We start from the raw sequence: 16,822 nt of genomic DNA on the forward strand, positions 1-16,822 counted from the left end.
ATAACTGGAGGTCACGGCAACTTTATTACTTTGCAGGTGCAGAAAATCAAGCGGTTTTTATGTTAGCGCAATTGTCCGATGGCAAAGCTGGGCGCGGCTTTCTCGGTTTCCAGAAAGGCGCTCAGGGCCTGCGGGTCCGGTTGCTGCGTGGTCTGGGTGTCGCGCGCCGACAGCCCGCCGGTGATGAAGAGGGAATCGATATCCTCGCCCATGGCACCGGCGATATCCGTGTGGATACCATCGCCGATGGCGAGGATCGCGGCGTTGGGCACATCCTTGCCCATCTCGATCAAACGGCGGCGGGCGAGGTCATAGATCGGCGGGTGCGGCTTGCCGAAATACAGGCTTTCGCCGCCCATCTCGGTATAAAGACGGGCCAAGGCACCGGCGCACCATTCGCGGGTTTCGCCCCGGTCGACCACGATGTCGGGGTTGGCGCAGAGCAGTTTCAGCCCCTTTGTCTTGGCCAGCAGGAATTCCGGCCGGTTCACCGCCGGGTCGGCCATCGGGTCGAACGGGCCACAGCAGACGATGCCCTCGGCCTCGTTCAGCGGCACGCGGGTGATCGGGGCGGGATCGTGGATCACGTGCATCGGCTCGAAGAATTCGTGGTCGCGCTCCCATTCGCCCATGAACCAGACCTTTTCGCCGACCACGCCTTCGAACATGGCGGCGCGGGCGCTGTCGCCGCTGGTGGCGATGGTGTCATAGGCGTCGTCTGGCACGCCGAATGTACGCATCTGGGTGGCGACGCCAACGCGGGGCTTGGGCGAATTGGTAACCAGCACCACGGTGCCGCCGCCCTTGCGATAGGCCTGCAGCGCCGCAACCGCCGCCGGATAGGCACGCACCCCGTCATGCACACAGCCCCAGAGATCGACGAACAGAACGTCGTAGCGGTCGGAAATGTCGGAAAGGGCGTTGATGATCTGGGTCATGGGGGCCTGCGGATGGTGGGGGGCGGTGTTTCTCCGCACTTATGCCCCACGCGTTCCGGTTTGGCCATTGCCTGAATAGGGTGGGCGGCGGAGCGCTGTGAAGGCCTAGTTTGGCTTCACTGCAACCCCGCTGCCGGTCCGGGTGCCCCAGCTGAGGGCCGAGATCTGGGGTTCGGAAATCCGCACATCGACAACTTTGGTTGCCCCGAGTTTGGAGGCGTCTTCGCGCAGTTTGGTTTCCACCATCGCCACGGTCGGGGCCGGATGGAAGGCCGTCGTCTTGTTCACAGTTACCTTGAGATCCGCCAGTTTCTGCTGGTGGGCGGCATCGAACGGCGCGCTGGTCAGCTCCACCTGTTCTGCGCGCACAGCCTCTACGGGGGCCTTGCGCAAGTCCCTGTCGATATTGGTGGTGTCCCAAGTGTCGCAGGCGGCGACGGGGAGAACGATCACCCCGGCGAGAATGAGTTTTTTGAGCATTTTAATCCTTTGGAAAGACTGGGTTTCTGGCCCGGTGATGTTTTTCAGACCCGACGTGCGCTTCTGCGACGGTTAATTTGTTTCGATTTGTGGTGCCCTATCGAAGGTGGGGATTCCAGCGAAAAAGTTGGGAGCCCCCCCAAAGAGTTTGGGACGCCGATGCGAGCAAGGGGCGGGTTGCTGGGTCGGTGCTGAGGCTGTTGGGGTGGCCGATCCTGATCTGCCTGCCGCTTGTCGCGGGGGCGGCTCAGTTCCGCGCTGGCTGGAAAAACCGGTGCGTTCCCTGCGAGGGGCGGTCTTGTCCAAACCCGACCTTGGGGCGTTGCGGGTGCGATTCGCGCAGCAGGGTGGAGAGTGAAGTCTCGGGCCAGCCAAAGGCCTGCGCCCGCAGTTCGGGTCCGGCGACATACCCGATCGCCGCGACGGCCACCAGATTGAGGGCGATCATCAGGTTCAGTCGGGATTTGAAAGGCTGCTTGCGGGTCTTGTGGCGAAACCACCGTTGCCCGAGTTTGAGCGCCGGCCAGCCGCCGCAGAGGGCGAGAAACAGCAGATTGCGCTCCGAGACGCGCCACCCTTGGCGGGCGGCCTGGGTCTTGTCCCAGTCGAACAGGAAGAGGGCAAAGAGGTTCAGGAGGAAGAGGAAAACAATAATCATTGGAGGAACAACAGTTGAAAACCGAACGGAGGCGCCTTTGGGGACGCCTCCGCTTAAACGACGTTCAGACCTTGAGGTTCGGGATGATCTGCTTTTTCCGGCTCATGATGCCGGGCAGGACCACGGTGTCGCCTGAAACGGTGGCGCCAAAGCTTTTCTCGGCCACGGTCTTGACCAGATCGTTGGGCACCAGCAGCGTGGCCTCTTCGTTCAGAATGTCGATGACGAACAGCAGCACCTGATCGGCACCGTCTTCCTTGGCGACATCGACCATCGAGTCCATCAGGCTGACCTTGCGGTCGAGCACGATTTTCGGCGCGGTGGTTTCCAGCACGGAGATGCGGAAGTCCTTGCCGTCGATGGTGTATTCCTTGGAATCCATCCGCAGAAGTTCGGCATCGGAGAAGGCGGAAACATCGGATTTCGCCTCGAACATCTCGGCGGCATAGGCGGCGATGTCGATGCCCAGATCGGTGGCCAGCTTTTCCGCCACGGCGCGGTCATGATCGGTGGTGGTCGGGCTGCGGAATTCCAGCGTGTCGGACAGGATGCACGACAGCGCCGCGCCTTTGATCGCGTCGGGCATCTTGGCGGCGTCGTCGCCCATCAGGTCGATCATGATGGTTGCGGTACAGGCCAGCGGGCGCACGGTGATGTCGATCGGACCCTTGGTTTCGATGCCGCCGACCAGCTTGTGGTGGTCGATGATGGCACGGATGTCGGCACCGTTGATGTCAGCGGGCAGTTCGGCGGGGTTGTTGGTATCGACGATGACCACGGGCGCATCGGTGGCGACGGCGGAAATGATTTCGGGCTTGTCCAGGTTCCAGCGTTTCAGAACAAAGGCGGCCTCGGTGTTGGGCTCGCCCAGAAGCTTTGGCGTGGCGGCTTCGCCCTTTACCTCGTTCAGGTACCAGGCCCAGAGGATCGGAGAGCCGGTGGAATCGGTATCGGGGGATTTGTGGCCAAAGACTTGAATGCTCATAATCGCGTCCTGTTCAATGAGGGTGGATTTTGCGCGCTTATAATCGGGGCTCCCGCGCTTGTCACGTGGGGTTTCTTGCCCTGCGCGGCTGTGCGTTGGACGCGCGAAATCTGATCGGATAGGGTGCGCCGCGATGAGCCGGGAACAAGATCTTTATCCGCCGATCAAGGCGCTGCTAGAGCGGCAGGGCTATTGCGTCAAGGGCGAGGTGGGCCCGGTCGATGTGATGGCGCGGCGCGGCGATGAACCGCCGGTCATCGTCGAACTGAAGCTGCGGTTTTCGTTGAGCCTGTTTCACCAGGCGATTGCCCGCCAGTCGGTGAGCGACCTTGTCTATATCGCCGTGCCGCGTCCCACCGGGCGCACCGCGCGCGGTGCACTGCGGGACAATCTGGCGCTGTGCCGTCGGCTGGGTGTCGGGCTGATCACGGTGCGCAGCGATGGCCGGGCCGAGGTGCATTGCGATCCCGGCCCCTATGCCCCGCGCAAGTCCAAGGCGCGTACTGCGCGTTTGCTGCGCGAATTCGACCGGCTGGAGGGGGACCCGAATGCGGGCGGTGCAACCCGGCACGGGATCGTCACCGCCTATCGTCAGGATGCGCTGCGCTGCGCGGCGCATCTGGCCGAGCATGGGGCGCAAAAGGGCGCCTTGGTTGCCCGCGCCACCGGCGTGGCCGGGGCGACCCGGCTGATGGCCGACAATCACTATGGCTGGTTCGAGCGGGTGGAGAAGGGGGTCTATGCGCTGACCCCGGCGGGGTCCGATGGTTTGGTGCACTGGGCCTATAGCTGGGGCACGGGATGACGTGGCTTCGTGACGTGACTTTCTGACATGGCTTTCGCAAAGACTCGTATTGACATGGGCCAGCGCTCTTCCTAGCTATGCCTCGTCAGCACTCGTTCTTAGTGAGTGCTAACGGCCCCCAAGACGAGGGGAGCCCAAATCAATAACGAACTTTGAGCCTCAAGGAGCTGCAAAGATGGCATTCAAACCACTTCATGACCGGGTGCTGGTGCGCCGTTTAGAAGGCGAAGAAAAAACCGCCGGCGGCCTGATCATTCCCGATAGCGCGAAAGAAAAGCCCGCTGAAGGTATCGTCACAGCTTGTGGCGAAGGCGCCCGCAAGGACAGCGGCGAGCTGATCCCGATGGCGGTCAGCGTTGGCGACAAAGTGCTGTTCGGCAAGTGGTCCGGCACCGAAGTCTCTGTCGAAGGCGAAGACATGCTGATCATGAAGGAAAGCGACATTCTCGGCATCATCGCCTGAGATCGTCCTTTCCCTGAAACCAATTTAGACGAGGAAAACAGCAATGGCTGCAAAAGACGTCAAATTTGACACCGAAGCCCGCAACAAGATGCTCAAGGGTGTGAACATCCTGGCAAACGCGGTGAAAGTGACCCTGGGCCCGAAAGGCCGCAACGTGGTCCTGGACAAATCCTTCGGCGCCCCGCGCATCACCAAAGACGGTGTGTCGGTTGCCAAGGAAATCGAACTTGAAGACAAGTTCGAGAACATGGGCGCGCAGATGGTGAAAGAAGTCGCCAGCCGCACCAATGACGAAGCAGGCGACGGCACCACCACTGCCACCGTTCTGGCACAAGCCATCGTGCGCGAAGGCATGAAGGCCGTGGCCGCGGGCATGAACCCGATGGATCTCAAGCGCGGGATCGATCTGGCCACTGCGAAAGTGGTTGCCGGCATCAAAGCCGCAGCCCGCGACGTGACCGACAGCGCCGAAGTTGCGCAGGTTGGCACCATCTCCGCCAACGGCGAATCCGAGATCGGCCAGCAAATTGCTGACGCGATGCAGAAAGTCGGCAACGAAGGCGTGATCACCGTCGAAGAGAACAAGGGTCTGGAAACCGAGACCACTGTTGTCGAAGGCATGCAGTTCGATCGCGGCTACCTGAGCCCCTATTTTGTCACCAACCCGGACAAGATGATTGCCGAGCTGGAAGACTGCATGATCCTGCTGCACGAGAAAAAACTCTCGTCGCTGCAAGCCATGGTTCCGCTGCTCGAGTCGGTGATCCAGTCGCAAAAGCCGCTGCTGATCATTGCCGAGGACGTTGAAGGCGAAGCGCTGGCAACCCTGGTTGTCAACAAACTGCGCGGCGGCCTGAAAATTGCGGCTGTCAAAGCTCCGGGCTTTGGCGATCGTCGTAAATCGATGCTGCAAGACATCGCTATCCTGACCGGTGGTCAGGTGATCAGCGAAGATCTGGGCATGAAGCTTGAGAATGTCACCATGGACATGCTCGGCACCGCCAAGAAAATCCAGATCACCAAAGACGAGACCACCATCGTTGACGGCGCTGGCGACAAGGCCGAGATCGAAGCACGTGTTGCCCAGATCCGCACCCAGATCGAAGAAACCACCAGCGACTACGACCGTGAAAAACTGCAAGAGCGCGTGGCCAAACTGGCCGGCGGTGTTGCCGTGATCCGCGTCGGTGGCATGACCGAAACCGAAGTCAAAGAGCGCAAAGACCGTGTTGATGACGCCCTGAACGCGACCCGTGCGGCCGTGCAAGAAGGTATCGTTGTCGGTGGCGGCGTTGCCCTCGTTCAGGCCGGCAAGGCGCTGATCGGTATGGAAGGCGCAAACGCTGACCAGACCAATGGCATCGCTATCATTCGCAAGTCGCTGGAAGCGCCGCTGCGTCAGATCGCCGAGAACGCCGGTGTTGACGGTGCCGTGGTGGCTGGCAAAGTCCGCGAAAGCGACGACGTGACCTTTGGCTACAACGCTCAGACCGACGAATATGGCGACATGTTCAAATTCGGTGTGATTGACCCCGCCAAAGTAGTGCGTCACGCGCTGCAGGATGCGGCCTCGATTGCTGGTCTGCTGATCACCACCGAAGCCATGGTTGCTGACAAGCCCGCCAAAGACGGCGCAGGCGCTGGCGGCGGCATGCCCGACATGGGCGGCATGGGCGGCATGGGCGGCATGATGTAAGACGGCGAACTCGCGTCAGCGAATTCTGCCGGGGGCGCCGCGCCCCTAATCTTACCGAAAATCAGGCAAAGGCGTCCCTTGGGGCGCCTTTGCTGCGTTTGGCGCGGTCCGTTGCCCGAATCGGTGTGTGTGCCCGGATCGGCGCGTGCCCGCCTGATTGACGTGATCGTGAACCGGCAATCGCAATTGTCATATCTGCCGGATAGCCTAACCTGAGTATAGCCTAACCTGAGTGACGTGTTTGCGGGGAGTTCGATATGCGGTTTTTCATTTCCATTCTGACCACGGTGCTGCTGACGACAGCGGCGCTGGCCGATGAAGAGGGCGGTCGCTATGCCATTGGCAGCGATGCCTTTCGCGCAGCGCAGACCCTGACCTTTTCTGAGGAGGGGCGCGCCGATCTGTTTCTGGGTGGTGAACGGGTGAGCGCAACCGCTGACATCGCCGGCACGGCGCATGTGGCGGGGCGCTGGTTGACCCTGTCGGGCGATATCGGCGGCAATGCCTATGCGATGGGACAGCAAGTCGCGGTGACCGGGGCTGTGGCGGGAAATGCGACGCTGTTCGGGCAAGAGATCACGCTGCGCGGGCCGGTCGCGGGAAATCTGCGTGCCTCGGGGTCCGAAGTGGAGATTGTCGGCGATATTGGCGGCTATGCCATGCTGGCCGGAGAACGGGTTGAGCTGGACAGTGCGATCGGCGGCGATCTGGCGCTGACGGCGCGGCAGGTGACGTTTGGCCCCAATGCCCGCGTTGCCGGGATGTTGACCCTGTACGAGGCGCATCCGGGAAGCGTGACGGTGCCAGCCTCGGTCGCCCCGGCAGATCGCATTGAGCGCCGCCAAAGCGAGGACTGGGGCGGCGACTGGCACGGGCCGCAGATGATGTCATGGCGCGGGGTGCTGGGGGGATTCGTGTTCGGCGTGCTGGTGGTGGCGGCAGTTGCCGCGCTGATCGCGGCGCTGGTGCCCGAGGCGCTGGCGGCGATGCGGCGGCGCATCCTTGATCGGCCCGGGCGCACGCTGGGCGCGGGCTTTGTCGCGCTTTCGGCGATCTCGGGGGCCGGGCTGGTGGTGGCCTTGACCGGCATTGGTATCTTGCTGACCCCGGCCTTTTTCCTGCTGGCGGTGCTGGCCGGGTTCTTTGGCTATGTGGTCGGGGCCTATGCCTTTGGCGTTGCGTTGCTCTCGGCGGCGGGGCGGGCCTTGCCGGACGGGATCGCGGACCGGGCGTTGGCGGCGGGTGTGGGCGCGCTGGCGGCCGGGGTGATCGGGCTGGTGCCTTTCCTTGGTTGGCTGTTCGTCCTGCTGGTGCTGCTGACCGGGTTGGGGGCGCTGGCGATTCGGCTGCTGCCCGATCATGTCATGGGGGCGCCGCGATACTGAGCGGGGCGCGTCGATGTACCGCCTGATCGCGCTGGTCGCCCTGACCATGGTGGCCTTTGCCGCTAACTCGTTGCTGAACCGCGCCGCCGTGGACAGTGGCGCCATCGGCCCCGCCGCCTTTGCCGTCGTTCGGGTGGGGGCGGGGGCCGCGACGCTGGTCGCCTTGGTTCTGATCCGGCGCCACGCGCTGCCGCTGTGGAACCGGCGGCGCTGGGCCGGGGCACTGTCGCTGGCGGCCTATATGGTGGGGTTCTCGGCGGCCTACCTGACGCTGGATGCGGGGGTGGGGGCGCTGATCCTGTTCGGGGTGGTGCAGATCACCATGTTCACGTTGAGCGCATTGGGCGGGGCCCGGCTCTCAACGCGGCAGGTGGCGGGGGCGGGGGTCGCCTTTGCCGGTCTGGGTTGGGTCCTTTGGCCCGCCGGTGGCGCGCCGGTGTCGCTGAGCGGTGGGCTGTGGATGGTTGCGGCGGGGATCGGTTGGGGGGTCTATAGCCTGAGCGGGCGCGGCGAGCCGGCGGCGCTTTCGGCCACGGCGGCAAATTTCTGTCTTGCCCTGCCGCTCACGGCGCTGCCGTTGCTCTGGGGGCAGGCGGCCGCCCCGGTGACGGCTCCGGGCGTCTTGTTGGCGGCGGTTGCGGGGGCGGTGACCTCGGGTATGGGCTATGCCTTGTGGTACGCGCTGGTGCCGCGGCTGAACCCGGCAACGGCGGCCACGGTGCAGTTGAGCGTGCCGGTGATCGCGCTGGCGGCGGGCGCGGCGCTGCTGGGCGAGGTGCCGGGCGTGCGGCTGATTCTTGGCGCGGCGGTGGTGCTGGGCGGCATCGCGCTGGCCCTGCCGCGCCGGGCGCGCGACTGAGACGCTTGGCACTTTTCTCCCGCCATCAAAGCGCCTATCTGGCGGCCATGCGACATCTGCTTTTCCTTCTCCTGTTCTGGCCGGTCCCGGCACTGGCCGATTGCGTCGTGCTGTTGCACGGGCTGGCGCGCACCGAAGCCTCTTTCACCATCATGGACGAGGTGCTGCGCGGGCGCGGCTATCGGGTGGTGCGCCCCGGATATCCCTCGACCGATCTGCCGATCCCGGCGCTGGCGGCGCAGACCATTCCGGCGGCGGTGGCGGACTGTGACGGAGAAACGGTGCATTTCGTGACCCATTCCATGGGCGGTATTCTGCTGCGCTATTGGCTGCGCGATCACCGGCCTGATCATTGGCCAGAACATCTGGGTCGGGTCGTGATGCTGGGCCCGCCCAATCAGGGCAGCCAATTGGTGGATGAGCTGGATGACTGGCAGGTTTTTGGCCTGATCAATGGCCCCGCAGGCCATCAACTGGGCACCGGGCCGGACAGCATTCCGCGTGCCCTGCCGCCGGTGGATTTCGTGCTTGGCGTGATCGCTGGCGCCGACACGCTCAACCCGATCTTCAGCGCGCTGATCGACGGGCCGGATGATGGCAAGGTCGCGGTGGCCGAGACCCGGGTGGACGGCATGGCGGCGCATCTGACCCTGCCGGTGACCCATACCTTCATGATGAACAATCCGCGCGTGATCGCACAGGCGCTGCATTTCATCGAAACCGGGCGGTTCGACCCCGAGATCACATGGCTGGAGGCGCTGTTGGGCGAGATTGACGAGATCTGCCTGACCGGAGACTGTCCGCCCGCCCCACAGTCGGAGCCGACCCGATGAGCGCGCTGGCGTTGGATATGACCGGAGCAAAGGTGCTGCTGCCGGGGCAGGGGTTGGTGCCCGCGCGGCTCTCTTTCGCCGAAGGCCGGATCGTGGAGGAGCGTGGCGGGCGCGCGGTTGATCTGAGCGGGTGCCTGATCCTGCCCGGCATCGTCGATCTGCACGGCGACGGGTTCGAGCGCCACGTCGCCCCCCGCCGGGGCGCGATGACCGATCTGGAAGAAGGGATCGCGGCGGCGGCGGCAGAGCTGGCTGCCCATGGTATCACCACCGCCGTCATGGCCCAGTTTCACAGCTGGGAGGGGGGGCTGCGCGGGCCGGAGTTCGCGGCGCGGGTGATGCCCGCTATCGCCGCCGCGCGGGCGCGGGTGGTGCCCGACCTGATCCCGCAGCTGCGGTTTGAGACCCATCTGCTGGACGCCTACGCCGATCTGCCCGCGCAACTGGCGGCGTGGCAGGTGCCCTATGTGGTGTTCAACGATCATCTGCCGCATAGCCGGCTGGCCGAAGGGCGCAGGCCAAAACAGTTGACCGGGCAGGCGTTGAAGGCCGGGCGCAACCCAGATCGCCATTTCGAGTTGCTTTTGGATCTGCATGCGCGGGGGGGCGATGTTCCGGCGGCGCTTGATGCGCTTTGTGCCCGGCTGGCGGCGCAGGGGCTGCGGATGGGGAGCCATGATGACCAGACCGCCGAGGACCGCGCGGCGTGGCGCGCGCGCGGGGTGCGGATTGCGGAATTTCCTGAAACGCGGGCGGCGGCCGAGGCGGCGCGCGCGGGGGGCGACGCAATTATTCTGGGCGCGCCCAATGTGGTGCGCGGCGGCTCGCACAAGGGCAATGTCAGTGCGCTGGATCTGGTGACAGAGGGGCTGTGTGACGCGCTGGCCTCGGATTATCATTACCCCAGCCCACGCCGCGCGGCGCTGCGGCTGGCGCAAACCGGCGTGCTGTCGTTTGAGGCGGCTTGGGATCTGGTTTCAACCGGGCCTGCGCGGGTGCTGGGGCTGGCCGATCGCGGCACGCTCACGACCGGCAAGCGCGCCGATTTTCTGGTGCTGGAAGAGCAGACGCAGCGCGTTGTCGCGGTCTTTTCCGGCGGGCAGGTGGCCTATATGGCGGGCGAGATGGCAGCGCGGTTCCTGGTCTGATGCTCCGCCGCACAGAGAGAGTATGGCGGGCGCGCGGCGGATTTTGAGTATTTGGGACAAGAAGAAGTTGGGGCTGGATCTCTCTTCCTGGCGGGGGGAGTCAGCGCGGTGGTCGGATCACCCGGTTCACATGGCCCATCTTGCGGCCCGGCTTGACCTCGGCCTTGCCATAGAGGTGGATCGCGGTATCGCTTTCGCGTGCCAGGTCTGGCAGCCGGTCCATATCGGCGCCGATCAGGTTCTCCATCACCACGTCCGCGTGGCGCTGGCCATCGCCCAGCGGCCATCCGGCGACGGCGCGGATATGCTGCTCAAACTGATCCACGGCGCAGCCGGTCTGGGTCCAATGGCCGGAATTATGCACCCTTGGGGCGATCTCGTTGACCACGAGACCGGCGGGCGTGACGAAAAGCTCGACCCCCATCACGCCCACGTAGTGCAGCGCGTTGAGGATGTTGGCGGCCAGCAGCACCGCGTCGCTGCGCTGCGACGGGCTGAGCCGTGCGGGCACCGTGGTGCTGTGCAGGATGCCGTCGTTGTGAACGTTCTCGCCGGGATCGAAGCAGGCGACAGATCCGTCGGCCCCGCGCGCGGCAATCACTGAAACCTCGTGGCTGAAGGTGACGAAGCCCTCAAGGATCGCGGGCGCACCGGCCATGTCGGCCAGTGCCTGCGCGCTGTCCTCGGGGGCCATGATCCGGGCTTGCCCCTTGCCGTCATAGCCGAAGCGGCGGGTCTTGAGGATCGCGGGCGCGCCAATCTCGGCCAGCGCCTCGGTCAGATCCACGGCGTCATCGACGGCGGCGAAGGGGGCGGTTTTCAGCCCCAGATCAGAGAGAAACGCCTTTTCCACCAGCCGGTCCTGGCTGATCTTCAGGGCGCGCCGACCGGGCCGGATCGGGCGCAGCGGTTCGAGCAGGTCGAGCGCCGCGGTCGGGATGTTCTCGAACTCATAGGTGATCACATCGACGGTTTCGGCAAAAGCAGTGAGCGCCGCCGCGTCGTCATAGCTGGCGGTCGTGACCTGGGCTGCGACCTGGCCAGCGGGTGGGTTGGCGCCGGGTTCAAAGATATGGGTGGAAAATCCCAGGCGGCTGGCCGCGATGGAGAGCATGCGACCCAGTTGGCCGCCACCGAGAATGCCAATCACGGCCCCGGGTTGAAGGGGTTCACTCATCGACCGGCTCCTCGGGGATCGAGGCCGAGAGCGCGGCGCGCCAGGCGTCGAGTCGTTGCGCCAGCGCGGCGTCGTGAAGGGCCAGGATACCGGCGGCCATCAGCCCGCCATTGGCGGCACCCGCTGCGCCGATCGCCATGGTCGCCACCGGAAACCCCTTGGGCATCTGCACGATGGAATACAGCGAATCAACCCCGGACAGCGCGCGGGTCTGCACCGGCACGCCGATCACCGGCACGCGGGTCTTGGACGCCATCATGCCGGGCAGATGCGCGGCGCCGCCAGCGCCGGCGATGATCACCTGCAACCCGCGACTGACGGCGGTCTTGCCATAGTCCCACAGCCGGTCCGGCGTACGATGCGCCGAGACGATCCGCGCCTCATAGGCGATCTCCAGTGTGTCGAGGATATCGGCGGCCTCTTTCATGGTGGACCAGTCTGACTGGCTGCCCATGATGATGCCCACGGAAGGTTTGGCCATGTATCGCCCCTTGCTGCGCGTCTGCTGCGAAAGAGCGCGCACTATAGCCAAATCATAGCCTCAGGCAATGCGGCTTTGGCCGGGCGGTGGGATCTGCGCTTTGGGACGCTTAGACGATGATATCAGGCAATGATGTCTGGGGTCAGCCGGTCTTCGATCTGGGCGATCTGGTCCTTGAGGCGCAGCTTTTGCTTTTTCAGACGCCTGATGGTGATCTGATCGCCGGTGGCGCGTTCGACCAAGGCCGAGATGGCCTCGTCCAGATCGCGGTGCTGGCGGCGGAACTCCTGCAACTCGACGCGCAGCACCTCGTCGGTTTTCATCGAGATGTCGGTTCTGGCGTTCATGCGGCACTCGCGGGTTGTGTCCTTGGTCGCGTTCAGACTACGCCGATCTGAGTGGTTCGCCTAGCCCTTGTTAATCCACGCCATTCTGCCCATATTTACCTCATGCGGTCGCCTGACGGGGCCGTATGAACCGTCGCTTTGGTGAAAAAGGACGAAAAACGTGTCGAAACTTACCCTGGGGTCATACCCGCAACTGTTGGGATTCGAGCAGTTGGAACGCCTGTTGGAACGCTCGGCCAAGTCGGGGAATGAAGGCTATCCCCCGTATAATATCGAGCAGACCTCGGACCATTCCTATCGCATCACCCTGGCTGTCGCCGGGTTTGCCGAGGAGGATCTGTCGATCACCGTCGAGGATCGCCAACTGGTGATCCGCGGCCGCCAAGGCGATGACAGCGAAGGGCGCGTGTTCCTTCATCGAGGTATTGCCAGCCGTCAATTCCAGCGCATGTTCGTGCTGGCTGACGGTGTCGAGGTTGGCGAGGCCATCATGGAGAACGGTCTGCTGCATGTGGACCTGACCCGCGCCAGACCGGAAACCGTGGTGCAGACCATCAACATCAGAAAGGGGTAACGGGCATGAACACGCCTTTTGATTTCAATCAGGATGGCCACCGGATCGTTTATGTGAAGGAGGTCGATGTCGCCGATCTGCCGGAAGAGGTTCAGGCAGAGGCGGGCGGTCGTGAACACCTGTATGCGGTGCATGATTCCGAGGGTCAGCAGCTTGCGTTGGTGGCGGATCGGCACATGGCCTTTGTGCTGGCACGACAGAACGATCTGGCGCCGGTCGCGGTGCATTGAGTCGCTATCCATTCGACTGGGTCGACGCGTTCACCACCCGCGCGTTCGGAGGAAACGGCTGCGCCGTCGTGCATGGCGGCGCAGATCTGGACACGGATGTCTGCACCGGTTTTGTGCGCGAAACATCACTGGTGGAATGCACATTTACCGGCCCGTCCGACGTGGCGGATGTGCGGGTGCGCTATTTTCTGGCCGATCGCGAGATTCCCTTTGCCGGACACCCGACCATTGCCACCGTGGCCGCAATGCGGGCGCGCGGGATGATCGCAGGCGGTGAGATCACGCTTGAGACCGGGGCCGGGCTGGTGCCTGTCCAGCTTGACGGCGATCGGATCGCAATGACCCAGATTGCCCCTGACTTTGGCGCAGAGGTCGATCCGGCGCGGGTGGCGGCCGCCGTCGGTCTTTCGCCCGCCGATATCATTGCGCCGCCGCAACTGGTGTCGACCGGGCTGCCCTTTGTTATCACTGTATTGCGCGACCATGAGGCGCTGCGTGCGGCGCGCCTTGATCTGGACGGGATGGCCGCATTGGCCACTGCAATAGGTCAAGCTGGTGCCCCCCTGATGGAGCCTTTCCTTGTCACCCTGCAGGGCGCGACAGAGGTGGGCGATACGTTTTCCCGGCTGATTCTGGCGCCGCCCAGCCCGCCCGAGGATCCCTTTACCGGCTCGGCCACCGGCGCGATGGCCGCCTATCTTTGGCGCCATGGTCTGATGCCGGGCGAGAGTTTTACCGCCGAACAGGGCCACTGGCTGGGCCGCCCCGGACAGGCGCGGGTCAGCCGCCTTGGCCCGGTTGAGGCGATGACCGGCATCCGTGTCGCCGGGGCGGGGTTCGTATTGATGACGGGCGAGGTCGATTTGCCCGCTGCAATGGACTGAGGCCGCGATGTCACACCCTGCTGTCGCCATCCTGCCCTATGGCCGCCGACTGGGGCCGGCACTGTCCACGGTGCCGGTGAGCGACCTGATCTGGCCGCTGGGCTGTCCCGAACGGTTGCGCGGCGGTCGCGTGGGCGAGTTGACGGACACCGACCATCTGCTGGTCTATCCGCGCACCGATATGCATTTTCGTCGCCGCTGGGGCACGCGGGCGCGGGTCTCGTTGATCATGGCGGAGCCCGAGGTCATTCATGGCCGCCATATGAAGCTGTTGCGCCTGACCTGGCGGCGGTTTCATCGTATCCTGACCTTCAACGAGGGATTGTTGCAGGCGGTTCCCAACGCGGTGTTGTTCCCGCTGGGCACCACATGGGTGCCGGAATGGCGCGATCTGCCGTTGGACAAGATCGCGATGTGTTCGCTGATTGCCTCGGCCAAGCGGGATTCGAGCGGGCACAAACTGCGCCATGGGGTGGTCGATTGGGCGCGCAGCACGGGGCAGGACGTGGCGGTGATGGGGCGCGGGTATATCCCGTTCGAGCACAAGGCGGATGGGCTCGCCCCGTATCGCTTTTCCGTCGTGATCGAGAACGTGCGCGAGACCAATTACTTTACTGAAAAACTGATGGATGCGGTGCTGTGCAACACGGTGCCGATCTATTGGGGCTGCCCCAATCTTGAACGGTTCATGGATCCCGAAGGGATCATCCAGTGCCAGTCCGAGGCGGATCTGCGCCGTGCGATCAAGGCCATCTCGGAGGAGGACTTCCGGGCGCGTCTGCCGCATCTGCGCCGTTTGCAGGGGGAATTGGAGCCCTATATCGACATTGACCGGCGCGCGGCTCAGGCGATTATGAACAGTCTCTGACAGGGGCGCAGAGGCCTGAGGCCAATCTCGCCGTGTTGCTCTGCATTATTTTATGTCCGCAGGGCGCGCATGTCTCCGGACATGCCCTGCGCGGCCACAACGAAAAACGGCCCAGACATTTCATCCGGGCCGTCTCCGATTCTATCGCTGCTGGGTGGATCAGCTCAGGCCGATCAGGCCCATCTGTTCCAGCTTCAACAGTACCTGATGGGCGCAGTTGTCGACATCGACATTCTCGGTCTCGATCCGCAGTTCGGACCCCTCGGGCACATCATAGGGGTCCGAGATACCGGTGAACTCCTTGATTTTGCCTTCGCGCGCCAGCTTGTAGAGCCCCTTGCGGTCGCGGCGTTCGCATTCTTCGATGGTGGTCGCCACATGGACCTCGACAAAGGCACCATAAGCTTCGACATCTTCACGCACGGCGCGACGGGTGGTGGCATAGGGCGCGATCGGGGCACAGATGGCGATGCCGCCATTCTTGGTGATCTCGCTGGCGACATAGCCGATGCGACGGATGTTCAGGTCGCGGTGCTCTTTCGAGAAGCCCAGCTCGCTGGACAGGTTCTTGCGCACGATATCGCCATCCAAAAGCGTTACCGGACGCCCGCCCATTTCCATCAGCTTGACCATCAGCGCGTTGGCGATGGTGGATTTTCCCGACCCGGAGAAGCCGGTGAAGAACACGGTAAAGCCCTGCTGGCTGCGCGGCGGCTTGGTGCGGCGCAGCTCTTTGACCACCTCGGGGAACGAGAACCATTCCGGGATCTCCAGCCCTTCCGCCAGACGGCGGCGCAGCTCGGTGCCCGAGATGTTCAGGACGGTGACGTCATCCTTGTCGGCGATCTCGTCGTTGGGTTCATACTGGGCGCGTTCCTGCACATAGACCATGTGCTTGAAGTCGACCATTTCGCAGCCGATTTCCGACTGGTTCGCACGGTACAGATCCTGCGCGTCATAGGGGCCGTAGAAATCCTCGCCCGCCGAATTCTTGCCGGGGCCGGCATGATCGCGCCCGACGATGAAGTGGGTGCAGCCGTGATTGGCGCGGATCAGGCCGTGCCAGACAGCTTCACGCGGGCCGGCCATGCGCATGGCAAGGTTCAGCAGGCTCATGGTGGTGGTCGCCGCCGGGTATTTGTCCAGCACGGCCTCATAGCAGCGCACGCGGGTGAAGTGATCGACGTCGCCCGGTTTGGTCATGCCGACCACCGGGTGGATCAGCAGGTTTGCCTGTGCCTCTTTCGCGGCGCGAAAGGTCAGCTCCTGGTGCGCGCGGTGCAGCGGGTTGCGGGTCTGGAACGCGACGATGCGACGCCAGCCCAGCTTGCGGAAATAGGCGCGCAGCTCGTTCGGGGTGTCGCGGCGGCCGCGGAAATCATAGTGTACGGGCTGCTGGATGCCGGTCACCGGGCCACCAAGATAGATCTTGCCAGCCGTGTTGTGCAGATAGTTGACGGCCGGGTGCGCGCTGTCGTCGGCACCAAAGACCTTTTCGGCCTCGCGCGATTTGTTCGGCTCCCAGCGGTCGGTCACGGTCATGGTGGCGAGGATCACGCCCTCTTGGTCGCGCAGGGCGATGTCTTCACCCAGCTCCAGCTTTTCGGCAAAGGCGTCCGACACGTCCAGGGTGATCGGCATCGGCCAAAGCTGGCCGTCGGCCAGACGCATGTTGTCGACAACGCCGTTGTAATCGGCTTCGCTCAGGAACCCTTTCAGCGGGTTGAAGCCGCCGTTCATCAGCAGTTCGAGGTCGCAAATCTGACGCGGGGTCAGATCCAGGCTTTTCAGGTCGCCAGCTTCGACTTTGAGTTTTTGGGCTGAATCATAGGAAACGTACAACTCCGGGATCGGAGTAAGGTTACTAAGCATTGTCATTTCAAATCTTTCGGTTTCAGTTTTGGGCGGGGTCCCGTTGGTCCGGTCGCGCGCGGCATAGCCTCGGTTGGCGTTAAAAGTCCAGTGATGCTTGCCGATTTCTGATATTGCGGAGATTTTTTGCCGGAGTGGT

General features: G+C 63.7%; 19 protein-coding genes. 11 read left to right on the forward strand and 8 right to left on the reverse strand.

Annotated features, from left to right (window positions below; genetic code table 11):
- Positions 1 to 62: 62 nt before the first annotated feature.
- The 4 genes from E1B25_RS14085 to E1B25_RS14100 form a co-directional block, all read right to left on the reverse strand.
- Entirely contained in the window at positions 63 to 938 is an 876-nt protein-coding gene (locus E1B25_RS14085) for an HAD family hydrolase (RefSeq protein WP_132830154.1), read from the reverse strand.
- Between the two features lie 105 nt (positions 939 to 1,043).
- On the reverse strand, positions 1,044 to 1,418 hold the full coding sequence (locus E1B25_RS14090) for a hypothetical protein (RefSeq protein ID WP_132830155.1): 375 nt from the start codon (positions 1,416 to 1,418) through the stop codon (positions 1,044 to 1,046).
- Positions 1,419 to 1,665: 247 nt separating this feature from the next.
- A complete protein-coding gene (locus tag E1B25_RS14095) occupies positions 1,666 to 2,076 on the reverse strand; it encodes a DUF1294 domain-containing protein (RefSeq protein WP_132830156.1) in 411 nt (136 codons plus the stop codon).
- Between the two features lie 64 nt (positions 2,077 to 2,140).
- The gene (locus E1B25_RS14100) at positions 2,141 to 3,061 is read right to left on the reverse strand and encodes a manganese-dependent inorganic pyrophosphatase (protein WP_132830157.1); all 921 of its coding nucleotides are present in this window, start codon (positions 3,059 to 3,061) and stop codon (positions 2,141 to 2,143) included.
- 133 nt (positions 3,062 to 3,194) lie between these two features.
- Here E1B25_RS14100 and E1B25_RS14105 point away from each other — a divergent pair, with 133 nt between their 5' ends.
- From E1B25_RS14105 to E1B25_RS14135, 7 genes are all read left to right on the forward strand, one after another.
- Entirely contained in the window at positions 3,195 to 3,866 is a 672-nt protein-coding gene (locus E1B25_RS14105; RefSeq protein WP_132830158.1) for a DUF2161 domain-containing phosphodiesterase, read from the forward strand.
- 175 nt (positions 3,867 to 4,041) lie between these two features.
- Complete coding sequence (locus E1B25_RS14110; RefSeq protein WP_132830159.1) at positions 4,042 to 4,329, forward strand: co-chaperone GroES; 288 nt, start codon at positions 4,042 to 4,044, stop codon at positions 4,327 to 4,329.
- 43 nt (positions 4,330 to 4,372) lie between these two features.
- The gene (gene groL, locus E1B25_RS14115; RefSeq protein WP_132830160.1) at positions 4,373 to 6,025 is read left to right on the forward strand and encodes a chaperonin GroEL; all 1,653 of its coding nucleotides are present in this window, start codon (positions 4,373 to 4,375) and stop codon (positions 6,023 to 6,025) included.
- Between the two features lie 257 nt (positions 6,026 to 6,282).
- Positions 6,283 to 7,410, forward strand: coding sequence for a DUF8173 domain-containing protein (locus E1B25_RS14120; RefSeq protein WP_245510723.1), 1,128 nt, complete (start codon positions 6,283 to 6,285; stop codon positions 7,408 to 7,410).
- Positions 7,411 to 7,423: 13 nt separating this feature from the next.
- The gene (locus E1B25_RS14125) at positions 7,424 to 8,269 is read left to right on the forward strand and encodes a DMT family transporter (RefSeq protein ID WP_132830161.1); all 846 of its coding nucleotides are present in this window, start codon (positions 7,424 to 7,426) and stop codon (positions 8,267 to 8,269) included.
- A 47-nt stretch (positions 8,270 to 8,316) separates the two neighbouring features.
- A complete protein-coding gene (locus tag E1B25_RS14130) occupies positions 8,317 to 9,102 on the forward strand; it encodes an esterase/lipase family protein (protein WP_132830162.1) in 786 nt (261 codons plus the stop codon).
- Complete coding sequence (locus E1B25_RS14135) at positions 9,099 to 10,250, forward strand: alpha-D-ribose 1-methylphosphonate 5-triphosphate diphosphatase (protein ID WP_132830163.1); 1,152 nt, start codon at positions 9,099 to 9,101, stop codon at positions 10,248 to 10,250. Before E1B25_RS14130 ends, E1B25_RS14135 begins: the two co-directional genes overlap by 4 nt.
- A 100-nt stretch (positions 10,251 to 10,350) precedes the next feature.
- Here the strand turns inward: E1B25_RS14135 and E1B25_RS14140 are convergent, their stop codons facing one another.
- The 3 genes from E1B25_RS14140 to E1B25_RS14150 all read right to left on the reverse strand — a co-directional run bounded on the left by E1B25_RS14140 (position 10,351) and on the right by E1B25_RS14150 (position 12,255).
- Positions 10,351 to 11,427 (reverse strand): 5-(carboxyamino)imidazole ribonucleotide synthase, encoded by a 1,077-nt coding sequence (locus tag E1B25_RS14140; protein ID WP_132830164.1) that lies wholly within the window; start codon positions 11,425 to 11,427, stop codon positions 10,351 to 10,353.
- Complete coding sequence (gene purE, locus E1B25_RS14145) at positions 11,420 to 11,908, reverse strand: 5-(carboxyamino)imidazole ribonucleotide mutase (RefSeq protein ID WP_132830165.1); 489 nt, start codon at positions 11,906 to 11,908, stop codon at positions 11,420 to 11,422. Before purE ends, E1B25_RS14140 begins: the two co-directional genes overlap by 8 nt.
- 122 nt (positions 11,909 to 12,030) lie before the next feature.
- Positions 12,031 to 12,255 carry a YdcH family protein gene (locus tag E1B25_RS14150; protein ID WP_132830166.1) on the reverse strand — a complete coding sequence of 75 codons (225 nt, stop codon included), beginning with the start codon at positions 12,253 to 12,255 and terminating at the stop codon, positions 12,031 to 12,033.
- Positions 12,256 to 12,415: 160 nt separating this feature from the next.
- Between E1B25_RS14150 and E1B25_RS14155 the strand changes: the two genes are divergently transcribed.
- From E1B25_RS14155 to E1B25_RS14170, 4 genes are read left to right on the forward strand one after another with little or no spacing between them, the layout of a single operon-like run.
- Positions 12,416 to 12,829: an Hsp20 family protein gene (locus tag E1B25_RS14155; protein WP_132830167.1), complete on the forward strand. Its 414-nt coding sequence runs from the start codon at positions 12,416 to 12,418 to the stop codon at positions 12,827 to 12,829.
- A gap of 5 nt (positions 12,830 to 12,834) precedes the next feature.
- A complete protein-coding gene (locus E1B25_RS14160) occupies positions 12,835 to 13,059 on the forward strand; it encodes a DUF1150 family protein (protein WP_132830168.1) in 225 nt (74 codons plus the stop codon).
- Positions 13,056 to 13,943: a PhzF family phenazine biosynthesis protein gene (locus E1B25_RS14165; RefSeq protein ID WP_132830169.1), complete on the forward strand. Its 888-nt coding sequence runs from the start codon at positions 13,056 to 13,058 to the stop codon at positions 13,941 to 13,943. The genes E1B25_RS14160 and E1B25_RS14165 overlap by 4 nt, the downstream gene beginning before the upstream one ends.
- Positions 13,944 to 13,950: 7 nt before the next feature.
- On the forward strand, positions 13,951 to 14,811 hold the full coding sequence (locus E1B25_RS14170) for a glycosyltransferase family 10 domain-containing protein (protein WP_132830170.1): 861 nt from the start codon (positions 13,951 to 13,953) through the stop codon (positions 14,809 to 14,811).
- Positions 14,812 to 14,970: 159 nt separating this feature from the next.
- Here the strand turns inward: E1B25_RS14170 and E1B25_RS14175 are convergent, their stop codons facing one another.
- Positions 14,971 to 16,689, reverse strand: a complete 1,719-nt coding sequence (locus tag E1B25_RS14175; protein ID WP_132830171.1) for a bifunctional sulfate adenylyltransferase/adenylylsulfate kinase — start codon at positions 16,687 to 16,689, stop codon at positions 14,971 to 14,973.
- Between the last annotated feature and the right edge of the window lie 133 nt (positions 16,690 to 16,822).

This window comes from Antarcticimicrobium sediminis, from assembly GCF_004348975.1.
GTDB classification, from domain to species: Bacteria; Pseudomonadota; Alphaproteobacteria; order Rhodobacterales; family Rhodobacteraceae; genus Antarcticimicrobium; species Antarcticimicrobium sediminis.